The organism is Bartonella sp. PS7NMGDW (genome assembly GCF_042193585.1).
Classification (GTDB): Bacteria; Pseudomonadota; Alphaproteobacteria; order Rhizobiales; family Rhizobiaceae; genus Bartonella; species Bartonella grahamii.
This window is the reverse complement of record NZ_JBHILX010000074.1, coordinates 1-1,340: the sequence shown is the minus strand read 5'-3', so window position 1 is coordinate 1,340 and position 1,340 is coordinate 1. Positions and strand designations below refer to the sequence as shown.

General features: G+C 43.5%; 1 protein-coding gene and 2 pseudogenes. All 3 read left to right on the top strand.

Annotated elements, in window-relative coordinates:
* Positions 1 to 73 (top strand): annotated as a pseudogene (locus ACFIKJ_RS09285) (lytic transglycosylase); the annotation flags it as partial.
* 12 nt (positions 74 to 85) lie between these two features.
* Entirely contained in the window at positions 86 to 1,087 is a 1,002-nt protein-coding gene (locus ACFIKJ_RS09280; RefSeq protein ID WP_375670543.1) for a phage tail protein, read from the top strand.
* A gap of 8 nt (positions 1,088 to 1,095) precedes the next feature.
* Positions 1,096 to 1,340: pseudogene (locus ACFIKJ_RS09275) on the top strand (phage tail protein); the annotation flags it as partial.

Sequence of the window (1,340 nt, the reverse complement as noted above, 5' to 3'; positions counted from 1 at the left end):
AGAGAGTGATGATGATAATCCTTTGATGACGCAATTCATGCGGGCGTTTTACGGACCATTTTACCGGAATTAGGATTTATGAGAGATGTCAACGATCTATGATTGGTCGCTTAGAGCGGCGGATAATACGCGTTCTGATAATTTGATTGATTGGTCCGAAGGACAGTATCCTAGCAGTGTGAATACGAGCGCCCGTGTGATGATGCAGCGCGTAAAGGAATACTTGTCAGACACGGGTGGAGAGCTTGAAGGCATTGTGACAAATGATCATGTCCAACAAACGAGTGTGATAAGACTTGCAAGCACTTCACAGTTTTTAGAGTATAAGAATGGTATCGTTTTGCGCTTTATGGCGACGGGTAAGAATGTTGGAGCGACCACGATTGTCTTAAATGCTTTAGATGGCAAGCCGGTTTATAAGGCAACGGAAACGGGTTTATCGCTTTTATCAGGGGGCGAAATCCAACAGGGGTGCATTTATACATTGTTTTATAATGGAGATCATTGGCATCTTGTTAATCCTACCTCTATTCCTTTGGAAGAAGAAAGCAGTCTTTATCCCACGGGTTTCATAGGAACCTTTGGAATGCGCGGGATTCCAAAGGATTGGTTAATTTGCGATGGGAAAGCTTATTTGCGTCGTGATTATCGTGATTTGTTTGAGACAATAGGAACGGTTTGGGGAGAGGGGGATGGCGTTACAACGTTTAATGTTCCGGATTTTCGAGGGATGTTTTTACGGGGTGTTGATGGAGGGCGCAATATTGATGAAGGGCGTTCTTTTGCCAGTGTGCAAACAGATTTAATCGAGTCTCACCAACATCAAGGACAGAGCCTTTCGATGTCTCATTTTACCAGCAACGAAAACTTTTGGGATGGGAATACGACAGATGTATTGGGCTATCGTCTAGGCTTGTTTGGGGGGAGCTCTCTCGCGAATTTTATGGGTATAGAGCGTGAGAATTTAAGGAGTCACGTTGCAAGTCCTTATACTCTTGATGAGAGCCAAGAGGTTGTTTTGGAGAGCACTGGTGAGGGCGAGACGCGTCCAGTTAATGTGAGTGTTCTGTTTGCGATTAAGACATGAGGTTTAAGATGTCGACAATTTATGATTGGTCTTTAAATGCCTCCTTGAATGCCTATTGTGATGATTTGATTGATTGGTCAAAAGGACAACGTCCTAGCAGCGTGAATAACAGCGCCCGTGTGATGATGCAGCGTATGCGTGAATATTTATCCGATACGAGTGGTGTGATTGAAAGTACTTTTACGGTTGATGCTGAACAGCAGACGACGTTGATAAGACTTCAAAGTAAATCGCATTTTTTAGAGTATAAGAA